The organism is Hoeflea sp. BAL378, assembly GCF_000759435.1.
GTDB lineage: Bacteria > Pseudomonadota > Alphaproteobacteria > Rhizobiales > Rhizobiaceae > Hoeflea.
In genome coordinates this window covers 13,005-32,269 of sequence record NZ_JRJG01000048.1, presented here as the reverse complement: position 1 = coordinate 32,269, position 19,265 = coordinate 13,005, and the positions used below count along the sequence as shown (strand labels likewise).

The following is a 19,265-nucleotide window of genomic DNA, read 5'->3' as shown; positions in this document are numbered from 1 at the left end:
GGCCGGCCACCGCTACCTGGTCTCCAGCGGCCGCTTCTTCCAGCCGGTCGCCGCGTTCATCAGCGCGAAATAGGCCGGATAGGGAAGGAACTGCAGCGCCTTGAGCACATAGGTGAAGCGTCGCGGAAAGGTGATCTCGAAGGAACTCGACCTCAGGCCCTCGGCGATACGCCTGGCCGCGTCCTCCGGCTGCATCAGGGCGGGCATGGAAAACGCGTTGCCGGCGGTGGCCGGCGTGTCGACAAATCCCGGGTTGATCACCTGGATGCGCACGCCCAGCTTGTCGAGATCGAATTTGAGGCTTTCGGCCATGTTGATCAGCGCCGCCTTGGTCGCGCCATAGGCGGCGCTGGTGGGCATGCCGCCATAGCCGGTGACCGAGGAGACGATCGCCAGATGGCCGCGGCCGCGCGCCTTCATCCGCTCGAGCGCGGGCACGAGGCAATTGACCACGCCCGACAGGTTGACGGCGAAGCTCTTGTCGAAATCGGCGACCGTGAGCGTTTCGCCATGCACCGGCAGATAGATCCCGGCATTGAACACGGCAAGCGCCAGGCCCTTGCCTTCGGCATCGATTCGGCCGGCGATCCTGGCCATCGCCTCGGCGTCGGCGACGTCGCCGGGTGCGGCGATGATGCTGCCGCTCAGGCCCGAAGAATCCCGTTCAAGCTCCGCTAGCGCCTCTTCGCCGCGGGCGGTCGCATAGACCGTATAGCCCTCGCCCGCGAGCCTGAGCGCCAGCGCCCGGCCGATCCCGCTCGAGGCGCCGGTGATCCAGGCGGCTCCATCGGTCGGGCGGGCGGAATAGGTGGTCATGCGCTCTCTCCAATAAAAAACGTCCGAAGCTTCATACGCTCCGGACGCCGGTTCGGTTGCGGGACAGGTGAAAAAAGAGGGGCGTCAGCCGATGATGTCGCCGATGAGCTGGCGGAACGAGCCGGTCAGCTTCAACGGCGCATCCATCACCGCAAAGCCGATGCAGGGCCGGCCGAGATCGACATTCGGGCGGTGATCGACGGAATCGTCGGCCACCGAGATGTCGCCGCGGGCGTAGTGCCCGCGCGCGTCGCTGAACGCGCCGTCGAGCACCAGCGACAGCTCGCTGCCCTCATGGGTGTGCGCCGGCACCGTGCGGCCCGGCTTGAGCCAGAACAGGCTCACGTGACAGCCTTCGATGTCGCCCAGATCATACTCCCGGAAGCCGGGCATCCTTGTGCGCCACGGCACGTCGGCGGCGTCAAAGCCGACGAAATCATAAAGCGCCCGGGGGAAGACCCGGTCCTGCTGAGCCGAGAGGTCGGGCTGCGGCGCCTGTTCCGTCGGCTGCGACGCCAGAACCGATGCCAGCATGGCGTCGCGGTCGGACAGCGCCACCGGATCGGCGGCGATCAGCTCCAGCCCCGCCATGGCTTCAAGATTGCGCACCTTGATGCGGCTTTTGGGCTTGAGCTCAAGATGCGCCTCCACCAGCACCCGCGCGGGGGTTGGCAGGGTTCCGGCGACGTATCTGGCAAGCAGAGAATCCAGCGTATCGATGTGTTCACGCACCATGCGTATCAAACTTTCCATCATTTCCGCGTCCGTTGCCGCCAAGGGGCTCAAACAGACGCTGTAAACCAATCCATTTGTCTGTGCATACGCCCGAACGCGCAATCCGGATCACCGGAACATGCCATTTCCTATTTATGACGTTTTGAGGCAAATAACACCCGCCGCCAGGTTTTTGTGAAGCACTGATTGCTTGCAACAGCGCCTCCGAGACGCCACAACTGGCTGCCTACTCTCAGTGCGCTCGTGAGACCACAGCAAACGACAGGATTCCCCATGCCAGCCTTTGATTCCATTCTCGACGCCATCGGCAACACCCCGCTCATTCGCCTCAATGCGGCGTCGGAGGCCACCGGCTGCACGATTCTCGGCAAGGCCGAGTTTCTCAATCCGGGCCAGTCGGTCAAGGACCGGGCGGCACTCGAGATCATCCGCGACGCGGAATCAAGGGGATTGCTGGGGCCGGGCGGCACCATCGTCGAAGGCACCGCCGGCAACACCGGCATCGGGCTGGCGCTGGTCTCCCGCGCGCTCGGCTACAACACCGTCATCGTCATTCCCGAGACCCAGAGCCAGGAGAAGAAGGACGCGCTGCGCCTGCTCGGCGCGGAGCTGGTGGAAGTCCCGGCCGCGCCCTACCGCAATCCCAACAACTATGTCCGCCTTTCGGGCCGGCTCGCCGAACAACTGGCCATGACAAATCCCAACGGCGCGATCTGGGCCAACCAGTTCGACAATGTCGCCAACCGCCAGGCGCATGTGAAGACCACCGCGCCGGAAATCTGGCGCGACACCGACGGCAAGGTCGACGGCTTCATCTGCGCGGTCGGCTCGGGCGGCACGCTGGCCGGCGTGGCCGAGGGCCTGCGCGGCTATTCAAGAACCGTCAAGATCGGCCTGGCCGATCCCGACGGCGCGGCGCTGCACCGGTTCTACACCACCGGCGAGATGAAATCCGAGGGCAGCTCGATCACCGAAGGCATCGGCCAGGGCCGCATCACCGCCAATCTCGAAGGCTTCACGCCCGACATGTCGTTCAACATTCCCGATTCCGAGGCGATTCCGCTGGTCTTCGACCTGCTGGAACAGGAAGGCCTGTGCCTGGGCGGCTCCTCCGGGATCAATGTCGCCGGCGCCATCCGCATGGCCCGCGAGATGGGCCCGGGGCACACCATCGTCACCGTGCTGTGCGATTACGGCAACCGCTACCAGTCCAAGCTGTTCAATCCGGAGTTCCTGGCGTCAAAGAACCTTCCGGTGCCCGGATGGCTCACCCGCAAGAGCGAGATCTCCATCCCCTATGTGACCGAATAATTTCCACGAAAGCCCTTTTCCATGCCCCTGCTTTTTCTCAAGGACGTCTATCTTTCCACCGCCGAAGCGCTCGTCACCGGTGTGCGCGAGGATGGCGGCATCCTCATGCACCAGACCTGCTTTTACGCCACCTCCGGCGGCCAGCCCGGCGACACCGGGTTTTTCGAGCGCGCGAACGGCGACAGGATCGTGATCGCCGGCACGGTGACCGGCGAGAGCAAGTCCGAGATCATCCATATCCCCGCCCCCGGCCAGGCCACGCCCGAGATCGGCGAGAAGCTGGTGCTGCACATCGACTGGGACCGGCGCTACAGGCTCATGCGCATGCACACCGCCTGCCACCTGCTCTCCGTGGTCTGCCCCTACCCGATCACCGGCGCGTCGGTGAACGAGGACGACAGCCGGGTCGATTTCGACATGGCCGACACCATCGACAAGGCGGAGGTGACGGCAAAGTTGATGGACCTCGTCAACGGCAACCATCCCGTCTTCTACGAATGGATTTCGGAAGCCCAGCTCGAGGCCAATCCGGGCATCGTCAAGTCCAAGAATGTCCGCCCGCCGCGCGGCCAGGGCAACATCCGCCTGGTCTGCATCGGCGAGGCCTCGTCCGTCGACAGCCAGCCCTGCGGCGGCACCCATGTCGGCGAGACCGGCGAAGTGGGCGAGATCCACATCGCCAAGATCGAAAAGAAGGGCAAGGAAAACCGCCGCTTCCGCATCAGGTTCGGACCCGCGCCGGAGTGAGGGCCGGGCCGTTGCGAGGCCCTCGAAGCGGCGGATCGCGACAATCTTAAGGGTTTGTTTGAAGGCGCATTAACGGCTGCGGGCGTAGGAGCCTGTGTCCGATGAGGTGGAGGATCTGCGAGGCTGGTGGCCCCGGGGCCTCCGGCAGCCGAGAAACGAGCCGATGTCCGTCATTCAAGCCGTCTCCTACTCCGTCTCCGCCGTGGCGCAGAGCCACTCGCCGCCTCCTGCGCGCGATGCAAGTGCGGGCGTGGCTGCGGCCAGGGCCGTGGCGCTCCCCGCAGGCGCGCCGGCGCAGACCCGCGGCGTCTCCAACCGCGTCAACGCCTATATTTCCACCGAACGCACCAATGCGGCGCGGTCCGACCGCGGATCGTCCGGCAGCAACGCGGCCGAGGACGAGGCCGAGGACGGCGTCGATCTCGACGAGGCGCTGACCTACAGGCCGAACTCGCGCTACTGATCCCGCGCCAAGCCCTTGGCCTTCCGGGGCGGACCGCTTCTCCACCCCACGGAAGCCTCATCCTCCGGCGCCGGTTGCAGGGCTTGTCCTGGCGTGGGACGGCATGTCCGTGCGCAGTCCCATCGTCAAGCCGCGGCATCCCCTTCAGCCGCGCCGTCTCTCTGAAAATGGCTGCATAAATCGGGAAAAGAATTCCGGTTCGTCCAAATATGCAGTAGTCATGGAGGCCCCGCAAATGAGGACTGCTGCCGATGACCGCTATGCCTGACACCAGCCCGTTCGTCGTCTCCTTCGATTGGCTCAAGGACCGCATCGGCGCGCCGGGCATCAGGATCGTTGACGCCTCCTGGTACCTGCCGGCGCAGAACCGGGACGCCCAGGCCGAGTATCGCGCGGCGCGCATTCCGGGCGCGGTGTTTTTCGATCACGACAGGATCGTGGCGCCGGGATCGACCCTGCCGCATACGCTGCCCGACCCCGCGACCTTTGCCCGAGCCGCGGGCGAACTGGGCCTGTCAGAGACGGACACCATCATCGTCTATGACGGTCCGGGCCTGTTCTCGGCGCCGAGGGTCTGGTGGATGCTGCGCGTGTTCGGCGCGGCCAAGTCCTTCGTTCTCGATGGCGGGTTCGATGCCTGGAAGCGCGAGGGATTGCCGGTCGAGACCGGCGACCCGGCACCTCCGGTTCCCGCGCGCTTCACCCCGGACTTCAACGCGCGCGCGGTCATCGGCTTTGAGGAGATGCGGGCGATCGTCGAACAGAAGTCCTCGCAGATCGCCGACGCCCGCGGCCCGGGCCGCTTCACCGGCGCCGAGCCGGAGCCGCGCGCCGGCATGCGCTCGGGCCACATGCCCGGCGCCCGGAACGTCCCGTTCAGCAGCCTGCTCGAGGGCGGTAGGCTCAAATCACCCGCTGCGTTGCGCGAGGTTCTTCAATCCTCGGGCCTCGATCTCGACCGGCCGGTGGTCACGAGCTGCGGCTCCGGCGTGACGGCGGCGGTCATCACGCTCGCGCTGCAATCGGTGGGCCACCGCAACAACACGCTCTACGACGGGTCCTGGTCCGAATGGGGTGGCCGCGACGACACCCCCATCGTCACCGGGGAGGCCTGAGATGGCGAAAGCTCCCAAGCCCAAATCGCTCACCGCCACCGTCACCCATCTCGAGATGAAGCGCTATCCGCGCACGCTCAAGCCCTTGCCGGTCAATCTCCACGCGAGCCTGATCAGGTGCTCCGACATCCCGCTGCATTTCTACCGCTACCTGCAATGGCGGGTGGGGCGGGAATGGCACTGGGTCAACCGCCTGCGCATGAGCGACGAGGAGCTCTCGCAGATCGTCCACGCCAAGACGACCCATATCTATGTTCTCAGCCTGGATGGCGCGCCAGCCGGATTCTTCGAGCTCTCCGAGCGCGAGGAGGCGACCGTGGAGCTGGTCTATTTCGGCCTGATGGCGCATGCCCGCGCCCGGGGCTTGGGCGAATGGATGCTCGGCCAGGCCCTGTCGACCGCCTGGGCGACGACGCCCGCCCGCGTCATCGTCTCGACCAACACGCTCGACCACCCCGCTGCGCTGCCGCTCTACCAGCGCGTCGGCTTCAGTCCCGTGAGCCAGAACGGCGCAATCCTGCGGCCGCTGTCCGACGACGAGATCCTGGCGCTGATGAAGTCCACAACCTGAGCAAGGGTGCACCCGGCGGCGGTCGCGGCTGAAATCGGGTGGCGCCCACGCGGCGCGGCGGCTACCTCGCAGGTCCCACCACGCTTGCGAGGACATCATGACACTCACTTTCGTTCCCATGGACCCGGCCACCGCGGCGCATCTGCGCGAGGGCGGCCCGGACTCCTATGGCAATCCGCCGGAGAAGAAGGTCTCTGACGGCGCCGGCGTCCCCTGCCGGCGCTGCATGAAGATGGTCAGCCGCGGCGAGCCCTATCTGGTCGCCGCCTGGCGGCCGTTCGGCGCGCTTCACGCCTATGCGGAAACCGGCCCGGTGTTCCTGCACGCCGAGCCGTGCGCGCCGGATCCCGTCGGCCCCGGCGAGCTGCCGCCCTTCCTGCTCAGCCCCGACTACATCCTGCGGGGCTATGATGCGGGCGAGCGCATCGTCTATGGCACCGGCGGCGTGATCGCGCGGGAGCAGATCCTGGCGCGTATCGGGCAACTGCTCGATGAGCCCGGCGTCGAAGCGGTGCACATCCGCTCCTCGCGCAACAATTGCTACCATTGCAAGGCGGTCTCCGCGGATCGGACGTAGGACCGGCGCGCACAAAAAATCCCGCCCGCACGATCAGGTGCGGACGGGACGGGCCGGTGTGGACAGCCCACGGAGCCTGTTCAGGCCGGGCGGCTACGCCGCCTTCAGGGCCTGGTCGATATCGGCCAGCTCGTAGCCCAGCGCCTCGGCGACCGGGCGATTGGTGATGCGGCCCTTGTGAACGTTGAGGCCGGCGCGCAAATGGCGATCGCCGGCGATGGCGTTGAGGCCGTTGTCGGCCAGCATCAGGCCGTACTGCAGGGTGGCGTTGTTGAGCGCATGCGCGGACGTGATCGGCACCGCGCCGGGCATGTTGGCCACGCAGTAATGGATCACGCCGTCGACCTCATAGGTGGGGTCGGCATGGGTGGTGGCGTGCGAGGTCTCGAAGCAGCCGCCCTGATCGATCGCGACGTCGACGATCACCGAGCCCTTCTTCATGCCCGAGAGCATGTCGCGGGTGACGAGCTTGGGCGCGGCGGCGCCGGGGATCAGCACCGCGCCGATCACCAGGTCGGCCGAGAACACTTCCTCTTCCAAAGCCTCGATGGTCGAGTAGCGGGTGTGGACCCGGCCGTTGAAGATGTCGTCGAGCTGGCGCAGGCGCGGCAGCGAGCGGTCGACGATGGTCACGTCGGCGCCGAGACCCACGGCCATCCGCGCCGAATGCAGTCCGACCACGCCGCCGCCGATGATGGTGACCTTGGCGGGCAGCACGCCGGGAACGCCGCCGAGCAGGATGCCGCGTCCGCCATGGGCCTTCTGCAGCGCGGTGGCGCCGGCCTGGATGGCGAGGCGGCCGGCCACTTCCGACATCGGCGCGAGCAGCGGCAGGCCGCCGCGGTCGTCGGTCACCGTCTCATAGGCGATCGCGGTGCAGCCGGACGCCAGCAGGCCCTTGGTCTGGTCCGGATCCGGAGCCAGGTGAAGATAGGTGTAGAGCAACTGGCCCTCGCGGAACTGCGCCCATTCGGACGGCTGCGGTTCCTTGACCTTGACCACCATGTCGGAGCGGTCGAAGACTTCCTTGGCGCTGCCCACGATCTTTGCCCCGGCGGCCTGGTAGGCCGCGTCGTCGGCGCCAATCCCCATGCCTGCCTTGGTCTCGATGATCACCTCGTGGCCATGCGCCACATATTCGCGCACGGCGCCGGGGGTGAGACCGACGCGGTATTCATGGTTCTTGATTTCCTTGGGGCAGCCTACGCGCATTGAGATCTTCCTCCGGGGACGGCGATTGGCGTCTTCAGCGCCAGATCGGGTTTCAATGCGGCTTATCCTACCATCCGGGTGGTGAAAGGTCCTTGCAAACTGCCCTTGCCCGGCGCCCACCCTTCGAATATTCTTGCATCAGATCGGCATTTTTTCGGGCAATCTGCGAATGAATGAATTGGATACACTCGATATCGCCATTCTGAAGACGCTTCAGAGCGAGGGGCGGATTTCCAACGCGGCGCTCGCCGAGCGGGTCGGCCTCTCGGCCTCGGCCTGTTCGCGCCGGCTCGACATCCTGGAAAAATCCGGCGTCATCAAGGGCTATCACGCGCGGCTGTCGCACAAGGCGCTCGATTACCGGATGATCGCCATCGTCCATATCTCGCTGTCGGGCCAGTTCGCCAAGACGCTGTCGGAGTTCGAGGCGGCGGTGAAGCTCTGCCCCAACGTGCTGGTCTGCTACCTGATGAGCGGCGAGTACGACTACACGCTGCGCATCGCCGCGCGCGATCTTGAGGATTACGAGCGCATCCACCGCGACTGGCTCTCGGCCCTGCCGCATGTGGTCAAGATCAACTCGAGTTTTGCCCTGCGCGAGATCATCGACCGTCCCAATGTCGGGCTGGGCTGACGCGAGAAGCCTGGACGTCGCCCCACAGCACGGAACTACGGCCGCCGGGGGATCGGCGGCCGTTCATAATCGTCCATTGCTGGCGGAGGCGTCAGCGCCAGTAGGGCGGCTGGCCGTAATGGGCGTAGAGCTGCTCCTGCGCGCCCAGCGTCCAGTCGTAGTCGGAGCCCTTCGAGTAGCGCGGCGCGCCTTCGACCTGCTCCTTGGAGATGTCGATGCGATAGCCGCCGAGTTCCTCGTCATATCTGAGCTTTTCCCAGGGCAGCGGGTAATGGTCGTCGCCGATGCCGAGGAAACCGCCGAAGCTCAGCACCGCATAGGACACCTTGCCGCCGACCTTCTCAATCATGACCTTCTCGATCGAACCGATGTGCTTGCCGGAGCGGTCATAGACTTCCGTGCCGGCAACCTTGTCGCTGCCGATGACCGCAGCGTTTTCCTTGGTGAGTGTGGACATGGGACTCTCCTTGTTGATGGCCGTTGCCATCCGGGTTGAGGACCGGCCCGTCCGCGGCAGTCGCCGCCATGACCGATCTGTCCAAACAACGCGTCCATCGTGTCCGCGTTCCCTCTGTCATCTGGGTGTTTTCATGGCAGCGCCGCCGTGCCGACACATTTTCCCGCACCGGCCCGTTGCCGCGCCGCACGGGCGCGGATGGGTCGACGGGCCATCGATCGGGCCTGCCCCTGCAGGCGCCGGAACCGGAACGCGGGATTGGCGTTTCTCCGTCACGGGAACCCCAAGGCGAAAGGATCAAGCCATGCCCGCCAAATCGAAAGCCCAGCAGAAAGCCGCCGGCGCCGCCCTGTCCGCCAAGCGCGGAGACACCAAGGTCTCCGACCTCAAGGGCGCCTCGCGCGAGATGTATGAAAGCATGAGCGAGAAGGAGCTCGACGAGCTGGCCTCGACCAGCCGCGACGACCTGCCCGCCCACGCCTCCAAGGACTGACGCCCGGCCCCGTCGGTGGGGGACCGCCCTTCCCGCCGCAGAACGCCCCGTCCGCTGAAGCTTCGGCGGCGGATAAGGGACTGTGGCCGCAACGAAAATATTGTATTTGAACCGGGCAGACGAGGTTCGCGATCTGGGATAATGTCCGTCTCCGTAACGACTTCTTTCTCACCCGGGGACACCCATGACGCTTACCAGACTGGCCATCGCACTGACTTTCTCCGCCTTCTTCGCCGTTCCCTCGGCCCTCGCACAGAGCGGCGCCGAATGCGTTTTCACGATTCACAACGACACCAAGGTCAACACCCTGATCGGCTTCTACACGAGCGATGATGACGGCGAGACCTGGAGCGACAACTGGCTCGGCGGCAAGATGGCGCCCGGTCAGACGGCCCGGGCCGAATTCACCGCCGACACCTGCGCCTGCGACCAGGTCTTCCAGGCCGGCTGGCTGGGCGAGGACAAAACCACCGAAGTGATGGATGACCCGCACACCATCGACATCTGCGAAGCCACCAATGTCTATCTCGGCGACGACGAAGTCACCTTCGACTGAGCCGGCAGTCCCGGATCAATGACCTGTTTGCGCGGCGCGGAACTCCCTGGGTTCCGCGCCGTTGACGTGCGGCGGCACTGTAAGCACTGGCCTCAGCGGAACAGCGCCGCGCCCTGTTCGTCGATGATCTGCCGCGCTTTGCGCAGCGTCGCCGCCTCGACCTCGTCCTTGCTGGAAAAGATGTCGGCGCGAATGAACTTGTGTTCCCTGGCCTTGGCGCCCTCGCCCCTGACGATGCGCCCCGCAAGCCGCCATTGGCCGCCTTCCGCCATGGGTTCGGCATAGATCAGGCAATCCTTGTAGGAGTCCGGCTCGTTGGCCGCCTGCGGCGGGGCCGATGCCGCGGCGCCGCCGAACAGGCTGCGGATGCTGTCGAAAATTCCTGCCATGACCTTCTCCTCGCTTTCACTCTCACCTGGTTTGCGCTCCGCGCCGGTCAAGCCGAGGACCGGCGTGACCCGCCGACAATTGGGTTGCACAAGCGTCATGTCGGGATCACACTTGGCCTGTAGCACTGCCCGTCAGGATCGGTCGCGTCCGGGCAGATACGGTCTGCTGCCGATGCGGTCCCCGCCAAACACGGATCCGGGAGACTTCTTTTAGGTCAAAGCCAGGGAGAAAGTCCATGAAAGACCAACGTATTCTCGACATGCTGCATCCGATTTCACGGCGGTCCCTGCTGGGCGGGATCGCCGCCACCGGCGCCCTCGCCCTGGTGCATCCCTTCTCCGCCCGCGCCAATGCCGGCCAGGCGCACCTGCGCATCATGGAGACGACCGACCTGCATGTGCATGTCTTCGCCTATGATTACTACGGCGACAAGCCCAACGACACCATGGGCCTGGCCCGCACCGCCTCGATCATCGACCAGATCCGCTCGGAGGCGCAGAACTCCATCCTTCTCGACAATGGCGATTTCCTGCAGGGCAATCCGATGGGCGATTACATCGCCTATGAGCGCGGCATGAAGGAGGGCGACCTGCATCCGATCGTCGCCGCCATGAACGTGCTGGGCTATGACGGCGGCACGCTCGGCAATCACGAATTCAACTACGGCCTGGACTTCATGTTCAAGGTCATCGCCGGCGCCAATTTCCCGATGGTCTGCGCCAATCTCGCCAAGGGAACGCTTGCCGCCAATCCGCAGGAGGACGACCTGTTCCTCAAGCCCTATGTGATCCTCGATCGCACCATCAAGGACGGCGCCGGCGCCGAGCACAAGATCCGCATCGGCCTGATCGGCTTCGTGCCGCCGCAGATCATGACCTGGGACGCCAGGCATCTCAGCGGTAACGCCGCCACCCGCGACATCGTCCGGGCGGCCGAAGCCTGGGTCCCGCAGATGCGCGAGGAAGGCTGCGACCTCGTCGTGGCCCTGTCGCATTCCGGCATAGGTCCGCAGGCCTGGGCAGAGAATCTCGAAAATGCCTCCGTGCCGCTCGCCGCCGTTCCCGGCATCGACGCCATCCTGACCGGACACAGCCATCTCGATTTCCCCGGTCCGAAATTCGACGGCGTCGCCGGCGTCGACAACGCCAAGGGCACGATCTCGGGCAAGCCGGGCGTCATGGGCGGCTTCTGGGGTTCGCATCTGGGCCTCATCGACCTGATGCTCGAGCGTGACGGCAATTCCTGGAAGATCGTCGGCCACAGCTCGGAGGCGAGGCCCATCTACGAACGCGTCGACCGCAAGGTCGTGGCGCTGGTGCCCGACAAGCCGGAGGTGCTCGCCGCCGCCCAGGCCGAGCACGAGGCGACGCTCGCCTATGTGCGCACCGCGGTCGGCAAGACCTCGGCGCCGCTGCATTCCTATTTCGCGCTGGTCGCCGACGATCCCTCCATCCAGATCGTCAGCCAGGCGCAGACCTGGTACATCACCGACATGCTCAAGGAAACGCAGTGGAAGGACCTGCCGGTCCTGTCCGCGGCCGCTCCCTTCAAGGCCGGCGGACGCGGCGGCGCAGACTACTACACCGATGTGGCCGCGGGCGACATCGCCATCAAGAACGTGGCCGACCTCTATCTCTATCCCAACACCGTCCAGGCCGTGGTCATCACCGGGGCCGAGGTGAAGGAGTGGCTGGAAATGTCGGCCGGCATCTTCAACCAGATCGCGCCCGGCGCCACTGATGCCGAGCTGATCAACACGGATTTCCCGTCGTACAATTTCGATGTCATCGACGGCGTCACCTATCAGGTCGACGTCACCCAGCCCGCCAAATACTCCTCCAAGGGCGATCTGCTCGACGGCCAGGCGAACCGGATTCAAAATCTCAGCTTCAACGGACAACCGGTTGATCCTGGGCAGGAATTCGTGGTCGCGACGAACAATTACCGGGGCGGCGGCGGCGGCAATTTTCCGGGCATCGCCCCCGACAAGGTGGTCTTCGAGGCGCCCGACACCAACCGCGACGTGATCGTGCGCTACATCATCGACCAGGGCACCATCAATCCCTCCGCCGACGGCAACTGGAGCTTCGCACCGGCGGGCGGCGCCACGGTGCTGTTTTCGACCGGGCCCCGGGCCAAGGAATTCCTGGACAACGTCGAGGGCGTCGCCATTGAACCCGCCGGCGATGGCGCCGAGGGCTTCGCACTGTTCCGCATCACGCTGTGAACCGGTGCTCCGAGTGGTCCCGGCGAACAGCCGCCGGGATTCACCCGGCTTTAACCGCGTGCAAGGTTTGGCGCCGGCATTAGCCTTTTGATTACGGATAGTTGCGAGACTTGGCCTCGTCGAGCCACGGGGAGGCGAACGGACATGAAAAATCACATCGGCCGCGCGCTCAAGCGCGACAAGACGCGGCTGCGCGCCAAGATCGACTGCATGGGCCAGAAGACCCATGGCGCGGTGCTCGATCTCTCCCAGCACGGCATCTGCCTGCATCTGGCGATCGACATCCCGGTCGGCCGCGGCGACAAGATCACCGTGGAAACCGAGGAGATGGGTCTGCTGATAGGAACCGTCCGCTGGATCCGGCGGCCGCGGGTCGGCGCGGAACTCGTGCTGACCTCCAACAACCGTGCCAAGGTCGAAAGCTATTACCGCTTCTTCAAGGACAGCCCCCTGCCCGCCTGACCGCCCGTGCGTTTCCGCCGCAGTCCCCGGCCGGCGCGCCGCCGCCAGGCCATTGCGCGGCCGCATTCCCTAACCTAATGTCGCGTCACTTCTCTCACCGGCCAAAGGTGGGGATCCGGTCGGGAGGACAGGCTCATGGCAAAGCGGATGTCGAGGACACGCAAAGTGCTGTATTTCATCGCGTTTGTGATCATTGCCGGAGGCGCCGCCTATCTCTTCGGGCCGCGCCCGCCGGTCGACACCGGCATCCAGTTCGCCGATGCCGACCTGCCGGAGGATCTCGACCAGTACATCACCCAGTCGGAAGCCCGGTTCGACGATCTCCGGCCCGGCAACGAGCGGCAGATCGTCTGGGCCTATCCCGCCTCGAAGGCCCGCACGCCGATCTCCATCGTCTATGTCCACGGCTTTTCCGCCAGCCCCGCCGAAATCCGCCCCCTGCCCGATCTCGTCGGCCGCCAGTTGGGGGCCAATATCTACTTCGCCCGCCTGACCGGGCACGGCCGAAGCGGCGACGCCATGCTCGAAGGCTCGGTCCATGCCTGGGTCAACGACATGGCCGAAGCGCTCGCCATCGGCCGCAGGCTGGGCGAGCGCGTCGTCGTCATGGCGACCTCGACCGGCGCGTCACTCGCCACCTGGGCCGCCACCCAGCCGGATCTGATGCGCGATGTCGCGGGCCTGGTGCAGATCTCCCCGAACTACGGCGTCCAGGCCGCGGGCTCGAGCCTCCTGACCATGCCCTGGGCCGACAGGCTGGTGCCGCTGATCGCCGGCCGGCGCCGTTCGTTCGAGCCCGTCAACGAGCTGCAGGCGCAATTCTGGACCTATGAATATCCGAGCCTCGCGCTTCTGCCGATGGCGTCTCTGGTGCAGCTCGCCAACGATGTCGACGCGGCGAGCATCCAGGTCCCCTCGCTGTTCATCTTCTCGCCGCAGGACAAGGTCATCCGCCCGGATCTGGTCGCCGCCATGGCCGCGAAGTGGGGGGCAGCCGCGGAGACCGTCGAGGTGACCGACAGCGGCGACCCCAACCACCACGTGATCGCCGGCGACGCGCTGTCTCCCGGCACCACCGAGAGGCTCGCCAGGACCGCCGCCGACTGGATCGCCGGCCTTTAGCCGGCGCGACAGGCCGGCACGTCAGATGATCAGGTTGGAGATGATCTCGTTGTCGGTGATGTCCTGGTAGCTCAATCCCGCCTGGTCGAAGGCCTCGATCAGGCGGACGAAGTTCTCGGGCGCCTTGGTTTCGATGCCGATCAGGATGGAGCCGAAATTGCGCGCCGATTTCTTCAGATACTCGAATCGGGCGATGTCGTCGTCGGGCCCCAGCAGCGACAGGAAGTCCCTCAGAGCGCCGGGCCGCTGGGCCAGCCGCAGAACGAAGTATTTCTTCGTTCCCGCGTAGCGCATCGCCCGTTCCTTGACGTCGGGCAGCCGCTCGAAATCGAAGTTGCCGCCGGAGACGACGGCGACCACGCTCTTGCCCGAAAGCCGCTCCGGCCCCAGCGCCTCGAGCACCGACAGCGACAGCGCCCCTGCGGGCTCCAGCACGATGCCTTCGGTGTTGAGGATCGAGGTCATGGTCAGGCAGATGGCGTTTTCCGGCACGATCATGACCTGGTCGGCGCGAAACCGCTTGAGGATCTCGAAATTGCGCAGGCCGATTTCCGCGACCGCGGCGCCATCGACGAAATTGTCGATCTTGGCGAGCTTCACCCGGTGTCCGGCGGCAAGGCTCTGCTTCAGGCTCGGCGCGCCCGCGGGCTCGCTCAGCAGGAAGCGGTCATTGTCGACCAGGCCCTCGAAATAGCGCGCCACGCCCGCCGACAGGCCGCCGCCGCCGACCGGCAGCACGATCAGGTCGGGCGTCTCGCCCTCGGGCAGTTGCGCGGCGATTTCGGCGGCCACCGTTGCCTGCCCCTCGATGATGTCGTCATGGTCGAAGGGCGGCGCCATCAGTGCGCCTTCGGTCAGCGCGAAATCCTGCGCGGCGGCATAGCAGGCGTCGAAAAAATCCCCCGTCAGGCGGATCTCGATGAAGTCGCCGCCGAACATGCGGGTCTTGTCGATCTTCTGCTGCGGCGTCGTCACCGGCATGAAGACGACGCCCTTGCGCCCAAAATGGCGGCAGACATAGGCAAAGCCCTGGGCGTGGTTGCCGGCCGAGGCGCAGACGAACAGCGGCAGGCCGGGATCGCGGTCGAGCGCCTTTCGGATGAAGTTGAACGCGCCGCGGATCTTGTAGGACCGGACCGGCGACAGATCCTCGCGCTTGAGCCAGATCTGCGCTCCGTAGCGCGCCGAAAGATGGTCGTTGAGCTGCAGCGGGGTGGGTCCGAACAGCGCCCGCATCTCGTCGAGCGCCCTGTCGGCGCAGGCGCGGAATGCAGCAGGTGATTGTTTTTCGTCCATCTCCGGTCTATGCCACGGGAAGCAGCCGGTTGCCAACCAGAACCAGCTCTATTCCTTTCTTGAGAGGGGCGCGGCTTGCCCAGCCAGACCATCCGCTACGCAGTCTTCATCGCATCGATGGCGGGATTGTATCTTTCCGCGGCGATGCTGGTCCCCGCGGCGATCGATTTCTATTACGGCAATCCCGACTGGCAGGTCTTCACCGTGTCGGCCTTCTCGGTGGGCGCAGTGTGTCTCGCCTCGGCCACAGCCAACCGCGGCTCGCCCGCGCCCTTTTCCCGGCGACTGGGGTTTCTGGTGGTCAATATGTTGTGGATCACGCTGTCGGTGACCGGCGCCATCCCGCTCTACCTCTCCACCCTCGGGCTGGACCTCGCCGACGCGCTGTTCGAATCGGTCTCCGCGGTGACGACCACCGGCTCCACCGTGATCGCCGGCCTCGACCGGCTGCCGCCGGGCCTCTTGCTGTGGCGCTCGATGCTGCAATGGTTCGGCGGCATCGGCATTGTCGCCATGGGGCTTCTGGTGCTGCCATTCCTCAAGGTCGGCGGCTTCACCGTCTTCAAGATGGAATCCTCCGACACCTCGGAAAAGCCCTTCGCGCGGTTCGCCGTCTTCGTGCGCGCCTTCTTCGCCATCTATATCGGGCTGACGGTGGTCTGCGCCATCCTCTACGGCGTGCTGGGAATGAGCGGCTTCGACGCCGTCAACCACGCCATGACCACGCTGGCGACCGGCGGCTTCTCGACCCACGACGCCTCGTTTGGCGCCTTCCAATCCCCGGCGCTGATCTGGACCGGGACCATCTTCATGGCGATCGCCGGCCTTCCCTTCTCGGTGCTGATCCTGTTTGCCGTGCGCGGCCGGCTCGACGCCCTGCGCGACCCGCAGATCTACGCCTATCTCGGCATCATCGTCGGTCTCTCCCTCGTCGTGGCGCTGAGCCTGCGCCTCAACGCGGGCGAGAATTTCGGCATGGCGCTGACCCATTCGGCCTTCAACATCGTCTCGGTGGTGACAACGACCGGCTACGCCAGCGCCGACTACACGCTGTGGGGCCCGTTTGCCGTGGCGATCTTCTTCATGGCCACCTTCCTCGGCGGCTGCTCCGGCTCCACCGCCGGCGGCATCAAGGCCTACCGGCTGGTCATCATCTTCGGCTCGATCCGTTCCGGCCTGATGCGGCTGATCTATCCGCACAGCGTGCGGCCGGTGCGCTATGGCGCGGTGGCGGTCGAGCCGGAAATGCAGCGCACCGTGTTTCTGTTCGTCTGCGCCTATTTCGGCATCTGGGCCTTCGGCTCGATCGCGCTGGCCGCGACCGGCCTCGACATCGAGACCGCGACGTCCGGGGCGATCACCGCGCTCGCCAATGTCGGCCCCGGCATCGGCACGGTGATCGGACCGGCGGGCAATTTCAGCACCATCGGCGATCCGGCCAAGCTGATCCTGGTGTTCCTGATGTTGCTCGGCCGGCTCGAGATCCTCGCGGTCCTGGTCCTGTTGATCCCGGCCTTCTGGCGGCAATAGGCGCAGCGCCGGCCATATCGCATTTGCCTAAATTATACATCGATTAACCAAAATCTGCTTTCCTCCAATGACACGGAGGATCGTTTCCCATGCACGCATTGCAGGTATCTTTTGCCGACGGCGCGGAGGACTTGCCGGATGCCGGACCGGCAGACGCGCGCTCCGCCCAGGCCCCGGACCAGGACCAGGCCAGGCTTGCCCGGGCGATGAGTGTCATCGGCTCGCAGATCGGCGAGCTGTCGGTCAATATCGCCGACACCAACGGCATGATCGGCGACGTGTCGGGATCGATGTCCCGGCAGGCCGACGAGTTCCACGCGCTGACCCGCGACATCTCGATGATCGCCCGCTCCAACCAGACCGTCGCCGAGGCCTCGCACGGCGCCATCGTGTCGGCGCGGTCCACCCAGACCGGGCTCGACACCACCACGCAGAGCGTCAACGGCATCCTCGTCAACGCCGTCTCCGACATCAAGTCGATGGCGCAGAACGCCACCGAGATCACCGGCGTGCTCGATTCTGTCTCGGTCCAGATCAAGGAGATCCATTCCTTCCTGGAAGCGATCCAGGGGATCGCCACCCAGACGCAACTGCTGGCCGTCAATGCCGGCATCATGGCGGCGCATGCGGGCGAGGCCGGCCGCGGCTTCGCGGTGGTCGCCGAGGCCGTCAAGCAACTGGCCGACAAGACCGGCAATGTCTCGCGCGACATGGTGGCGCGGCTGCAGGGGCTGCGCTCAACCGTCGACAGGCTGCAGAAGCAGAACGCCGCCAACGAGGCCGTCGCAACGCTGGCCTGCCAGCGCTCGACCGAGATCGAGGAGGAGTTGCGCAAGTTCACCGGCTTCAGCGAGAGCGTCGCCGGCATGATCACCGAGATCGAGCGCATCAGCGCCCCGGTGGAGGAAACCACGAGGGCCTGCACGACCGTGCTCGCCAAGGTCTCCGACCTCGACACCCAGGTGCATCACAGCGCCCAGATGCTGACTTCGGCCAGCGCCAAGATCGACCGGCTGGTGTCATTCTCGGAAAACGTCATCGGCGAGGTCGCCCAGAGCGGCATCGAGACCGAGGACACGCCGCTGATCCGCGCGTGCATCGCCGGGGCCCACGAAGTGGGCGCCCTGTTCGAGGAGGCCGTCAGATCCGGCGCGCTGTCGATGGCCGACCTGTTTGACGAACACTACCAGCCACTGCCGGGCACCGATCCGCAGCAGCACATGACCCGCTTCACCCGCCACACCGATCGCCTGCTGCCGCCGATCCAGGAGGCGATGCTCGGCTTCGACCCGCGCGTCACCTTCTGCGCCGCGGTCGACCGCAACGGCTACCTGCCGACCCACAACCACGTCTTCTCCAAGCCGCAAAGCGCCGATCCGGTATGGAACGCCGGCAACTGCCGCAACCGGCGCATCTTCAACGACCGCACCGGGCTCGCCGCCGGGCGCAACACCAAGCCGTTCCTGCTGCAGACTTACCGCCGCGATATGGGCGGCGGAAAATACAGCCTGATGAAGGATCTCTCCGCCCCGATCAAGGTCGGCGGAAGGCATTGGGGCGGCTTGAGGATCGGCTTCAAGATCAACGTGTGAACCGTCTGCAGGCAAGAGGGAATCAAAGCCTTGGGTTGGGCGGGCGGCGAGGTACAGCCAAAATTGGTGCGGACGACGGGAATCGAACCCGTACAGCCTCGCGGCCGAGGGATTTTAAGTCCCTTGCGTCTACCAGTTTCGCCACGTCCGCACGTCAGACAGTCGGTAGCCCACCCTCCGCCGGCAGGCAAGGCCCTGCCCCCGGCCTGTGCATAAACAAGGCCCCGCGGTGAATGCCGCGGAGCCTGAGTGTTCGTTGATGGAGCAGACCGGTGACGCGGTTCAGGCGACCAGCTTCGCGGCGATCTCGGCCACGCGCTTGCCCTGGAATTCGGCGGCTTCGAGCTCGACGGCCGAAGGCTGGCGCGAGCCGTCGCCATCGGCGATGGTGGTGGCGCCGTAGGGCGAGCCGCCCTTGACTTCGCCGACGCCCATCTGGCCCTGGAACGTGTAGGGCAGTCCTGCGATCAGCATGCCGTGGTGCAGGAGCACCGTGTGGAAGCTCAGGATGGTCGATTCCTGGCCGCCGTGCTGGGTGGCCGAGGAGGCCATCACCGAGCCGACCTTGCCGACCAGCGCGCCCGAGGCCCACAGGCCGCCGGTCTGGTCGAGGAAATTCTTCATCTGCGAGGCCATCATGCCGTAGCGCGTCGGCACGGCGAAGACGATGCCGTCGTAATCGGCGAGTTCGGCGGGGTCGGCGACCGGCGCGTCCTGGTCCATCTTGTAGTGGAACTGCTCGGCCACCGAGTCGGGAACCAGCTCCGGCACCCGCTTCAGCGTCACCTCGGCGCCGCCGGCGGCGGCACCCTTGGCAGCGGCTTTCGCCATGGTTTCCATGTGGCCCCAGCTCGAATAATACAGCACCAAAATCTTGGCCATGTCGCTCTCCTTCGTGTTGCTTTGCCGCATCGCAGCGGACGGTAGGCAACACATAAGCGGTTCGTTGTTCAATGATA

Annotated in this window: 21 protein-coding genes and 1 tRNA gene; 14 read left to right on the top strand and 8 right to left on the bottom strand. The window is 65.6% G+C overall.

From position 1 onward, the window contains the following. Positions 1-12 precede the first annotated feature (12 nt). Both LL06_RS12555 and LL06_RS12550 read right to left on the bottom strand, forming a co-directional pair. On the bottom strand, positions 13-816 hold the full coding sequence (locus LL06_RS12555) for an SDR family NAD(P)-dependent oxidoreductase (protein WP_035527079.1): 804 nt from the start codon (positions 814-816) through the stop codon (positions 13-15). A gap of 84 nt (positions 817-900) precedes the next feature. Next, positions 901-1,572: a ChrR family anti-sigma-E factor gene (locus LL06_RS12550; RefSeq protein WP_035527077.1), complete on the bottom strand. Its 672-nt coding sequence runs from the start codon at positions 1,570-1,572 to the stop codon at positions 901-903. A 252-nt stretch (positions 1,573-1,824) separates the two neighbouring features. Here LL06_RS12550 and LL06_RS12545 point away from each other — a divergent pair, with 252 nt between their 5' ends. From LL06_RS12545 to LL06_RS12520, 6 genes are all read left to right on the top strand, one after another. Continuing rightward, positions 1,825-2,862 carry a cysteine synthase A gene (locus tag LL06_RS12545; RefSeq protein ID WP_035527075.1) on the top strand — a complete coding sequence of 346 codons (1,038 nt, stop codon included), beginning with the start codon at positions 1,825-1,827 and terminating at the stop codon, positions 2,860-2,862. Positions 2,863-2,883: 21 nt separating this feature from the next. After that, positions 2,884-3,609: an alanyl-tRNA editing protein gene (locus LL06_RS12540; RefSeq protein ID WP_035527073.1), complete on the top strand. Its 726-nt coding sequence runs from the start codon at positions 2,884-2,886 to the stop codon at positions 3,607-3,609. A gap of 163 nt (positions 3,610-3,772) precedes the next feature. After that, complete coding sequence (locus tag LL06_RS12535; RefSeq protein ID WP_152599588.1) at positions 3,773-4,072, top strand: hypothetical protein; 300 nt, start codon at positions 3,773-3,775, stop codon at positions 4,070-4,072. A 260-nt stretch (positions 4,073-4,332) separates the two neighbouring features. Next, a complete protein-coding gene (sseA, locus tag LL06_RS12530; protein ID WP_035527068.1) occupies positions 4,333-5,187 on the top strand; it encodes a 3-mercaptopyruvate sulfurtransferase in 855 nt (284 codons plus the stop codon). Between the two features lies 1 nt (position 5,188). Then, positions 5,189-5,758, top strand: a complete 570-nt coding sequence (locus LL06_RS12525) for a GNAT family N-acetyltransferase (protein WP_035527066.1) — start codon at positions 5,189-5,191, stop codon at positions 5,756-5,758. A gap of 97 nt (positions 5,759-5,855) precedes the next feature. Next, positions 5,856-6,335: a DUF1203 domain-containing protein gene (locus LL06_RS12520; RefSeq protein ID WP_035527063.1), complete on the top strand. Its 480-nt coding sequence runs from the start codon at positions 5,856-5,858 to the stop codon at positions 6,333-6,335. A gap of 93 nt (positions 6,336-6,428) precedes the next feature. Here LL06_RS12520 and ald read toward each other — a convergent pair whose 3' ends face one another. Beyond that, on the bottom strand, positions 6,429-7,547 hold the full coding sequence (gene ald, locus LL06_RS12515) for an alanine dehydrogenase (RefSeq protein WP_035527061.1): 1,119 nt from the start codon (positions 7,545-7,547) through the stop codon (positions 6,429-6,431). 169 nt (positions 7,548-7,716) lie between these two features. Here ald and LL06_RS12510 point away from each other — a divergent pair, with 169 nt between their 5' ends. Next, complete coding sequence (locus tag LL06_RS12510) at positions 7,717-8,181, top strand: Lrp/AsnC family transcriptional regulator (RefSeq protein ID WP_035527141.1); 465 nt, start codon at positions 7,717-7,719, stop codon at positions 8,179-8,181. Positions 8,182-8,272: 91 nt separating this feature from the next. Here the strand turns inward: LL06_RS12510 and LL06_RS12505 are convergent, their stop codons facing one another. After that, entirely contained in the window at positions 8,273-8,638 is a 366-nt protein-coding gene (locus LL06_RS12505) for a PRC-barrel domain-containing protein (RefSeq protein WP_035527059.1), read from the bottom strand. A 304-nt stretch (positions 8,639-8,942) separates the two neighbouring features. Between LL06_RS12505 and LL06_RS12500 the strand changes: the two genes are divergently transcribed. Both LL06_RS12500 and LL06_RS12495 read left to right on the top strand, forming a co-directional pair. After that, the gene (locus tag LL06_RS12500) at positions 8,943-9,131 is read left to right on the top strand and encodes a DUF3008 family protein (protein ID WP_035527056.1); all 189 of its coding nucleotides are present in this window, start codon (positions 8,943-8,945) and stop codon (positions 9,129-9,131) included. 184 nt (positions 9,132-9,315) lie between these two features. Then, on the top strand, positions 9,316-9,687 hold the full coding sequence (locus tag LL06_RS12495; protein ID WP_035527053.1) for a hypothetical protein: 372 nt from the start codon (positions 9,316-9,318) through the stop codon (positions 9,685-9,687). Between the two features lie 92 nt (positions 9,688-9,779). On the opposite strand, the gene LL06_RS12490 is transcribed toward LL06_RS12495, so the two are convergent. After that, the gene (locus tag LL06_RS12490) at positions 9,780-10,076 is read right to left on the bottom strand and encodes an HlyU family transcriptional regulator (protein ID WP_035527052.1); all 297 of its coding nucleotides are present in this window, start codon (positions 10,074-10,076) and stop codon (positions 9,780-9,782) included. A 236-nt stretch (positions 10,077-10,312) separates the two neighbouring features. Here LL06_RS12490 and LL06_RS12485 point away from each other — a divergent pair, with 236 nt between their 5' ends. From LL06_RS12485 to LL06_RS12475, 3 genes are all read left to right on the top strand, one after another. After that, the gene (locus tag LL06_RS12485; protein ID WP_081963944.1) at positions 10,313-12,304 is read left to right on the top strand and encodes a bifunctional 2',3'-cyclic-nucleotide 2'-phosphodiesterase/3'-nucleotidase; all 1,992 of its coding nucleotides are present in this window, start codon (positions 10,313-10,315) and stop codon (positions 12,302-12,304) included. A 144-nt stretch (positions 12,305-12,448) separates the two neighbouring features. Continuing rightward, positions 12,449-12,766, top strand: a complete 318-nt coding sequence (locus tag LL06_RS12480; protein ID WP_035527047.1) for a PilZ domain-containing protein — start codon at positions 12,449-12,451, stop codon at positions 12,764-12,766. Positions 12,767-12,931: 165 nt separating this feature from the next. Next, positions 12,932-13,888: an alpha/beta hydrolase gene (locus LL06_RS12475; RefSeq protein ID WP_345775680.1), complete on the top strand. Its 957-nt coding sequence runs from the start codon at positions 12,932-12,934 to the stop codon at positions 13,886-13,888. A 21-nt stretch (positions 13,889-13,909) separates the two neighbouring features. Here the strand turns inward: LL06_RS12475 and ilvA are convergent, their stop codons facing one another. Beyond that, positions 13,910-15,184, bottom strand: a complete 1,275-nt coding sequence (gene ilvA / locus LL06_RS12470) for a threonine ammonia-lyase (protein ID WP_052161496.1) — start codon at positions 15,182-15,184, stop codon at positions 13,910-13,912. A gap of 75 nt (positions 15,185-15,259) precedes the next feature. On the opposite strand from ilvA, the gene LL06_RS12465 reads away from it, so the two are divergent. Both LL06_RS12465 and LL06_RS12460 read left to right on the top strand, forming a co-directional pair. Continuing rightward, a complete protein-coding gene (locus LL06_RS12465) occupies positions 15,260-16,714 on the top strand; it encodes a TrkH family potassium uptake protein (protein ID WP_035527044.1) in 1,455 nt (484 codons plus the stop codon). 89 nt (positions 16,715-16,803) lie between these two features. Then, a complete protein-coding gene (locus LL06_RS12460; protein WP_081963943.1) occupies positions 16,804-18,306 on the top strand; it encodes a methyl-accepting chemotaxis protein in 1,503 nt (500 codons plus the stop codon). 64 nt (positions 18,307-18,370) lie between these two features. Here LL06_RS12460 and LL06_RS12455 read toward each other — a convergent pair. Both LL06_RS12455 and wrbA read right to left on the bottom strand, forming a co-directional pair. Beyond that, positions 18,371-18,457 (bottom strand) — tRNA-Leu (locus tag LL06_RS12455). Positions 18,458-18,588: 131 nt separating this feature from the next. Beyond that, positions 18,589-19,188 (bottom strand): NAD(P)H:quinone oxidoreductase, encoded by a 600-nt coding sequence (gene wrbA / locus LL06_RS12450; RefSeq protein WP_035527040.1) that lies wholly within the window; start codon positions 19,186-19,188, stop codon positions 18,589-18,591. Positions 19,189-19,265 lie beyond the last annotated feature (77 nt).

Bases quoted from the DNA above. Each gene is read 5' to 3' on its own strand.
- LL06_RS12540 (WP_035527073.1), top strand. From the start codon at position 2,884: ATGCCCCTGCTTTTTCTCAAGGACGTCTATCTTTCCACCGCCGAAGCG.
- LL06_RS12460 (WP_081963943.1), top strand. From the start codon at position 16,804: ATGCACGCATTGCAGGTATCTTTTGCCGACGGCGCGGAGGACTTGCCG.
- ilvA (WP_052161496.1), bottom strand. From the start codon at position 15,184: ATGGACGAAAAACAATCACCTGCTGCATTCCGCGCCTGCGCCGACAGG.
- LL06_RS12485 (WP_081963944.1), top strand. From the start codon at position 10,313: ATGAAAGACCAACGTATTCTCGACATGCTGCATCCGATTTCACGGCGG.
- LL06_RS12550 (WP_035527077.1), bottom strand. From the start codon at position 1,572: ATGATGGAAAGTTTGATACGCATGGTGCGTGAACACATCGATACGCTG.
- LL06_RS12490 (WP_035527052.1), bottom strand. From the start codon at position 10,076: ATGGCAGGAATTTTCGACAGCATCCGCAGCCTGTTCGGCGGCGCCGCG.
- LL06_RS12480 (WP_035527047.1), top strand. From the start codon at position 12,449: ATGAAAAATCACATCGGCCGCGCGCTCAAGCGCGACAAGACGCGGCTG.
- LL06_RS12495 (WP_035527053.1), top strand. From the start codon at position 9,316: ATGACGCTTACCAGACTGGCCATCGCACTGACTTTCTCCGCCTTCTTC.
- LL06_RS12510 (WP_035527141.1), top strand. From the start codon at position 7,717: ATGAATGAATTGGATACACTCGATATCGCCATTCTGAAGACGCTTCAG.
- LL06_RS12500 (WP_035527056.1), top strand. From the start codon at position 8,943: ATGCCCGCCAAATCGAAAGCCCAGCAGAAAGCCGCCGGCGCCGCCCTG.
- ald (WP_035527061.1), bottom strand. From the start codon at position 7,547: ATGCGCGTAGGCTGCCCCAAGGAAATCAAGAACCATGAATACCGCGTC.
- LL06_RS12505 (WP_035527059.1), bottom strand. From the start codon at position 8,638: ATGTCCACACTCACCAAGGAAAACGCTGCGGTCATCGGCAGCGACAAG.
- LL06_RS12545 (WP_035527075.1), top strand. From the start codon at position 1,825: ATGCCAGCCTTTGATTCCATTCTCGACGCCATCGGCAACACCCCGCTC.
- LL06_RS12555 (WP_035527079.1), bottom strand. From the start codon at position 816: ATGACCACCTATTCCGCCCGCCCGACCGATGGAGCCGCCTGGATCACC.
- sseA (WP_035527068.1), top strand. From the start codon at position 4,333: ATGCCTGACACCAGCCCGTTCGTCGTCTCCTTCGATTGGCTCAAGGAC.
- LL06_RS12525 (WP_035527066.1), top strand. From the start codon at position 5,189: ATGGCGAAAGCTCCCAAGCCCAAATCGCTCACCGCCACCGTCACCCAT.
- LL06_RS12520 (WP_035527063.1), top strand. From the start codon at position 5,856: ATGACACTCACTTTCGTTCCCATGGACCCGGCCACCGCGGCGCATCTG.
- wrbA (WP_035527040.1), bottom strand. From the start codon at position 19,188: ATGGCCAAGATTTTGGTGCTGTATTATTCGAGCTGGGGCCACATGGAA.
- LL06_RS12535 (WP_152599588.1), top strand. From the start codon at position 3,773: ATGTCCGTCATTCAAGCCGTCTCCTACTCCGTCTCCGCCGTGGCGCAG.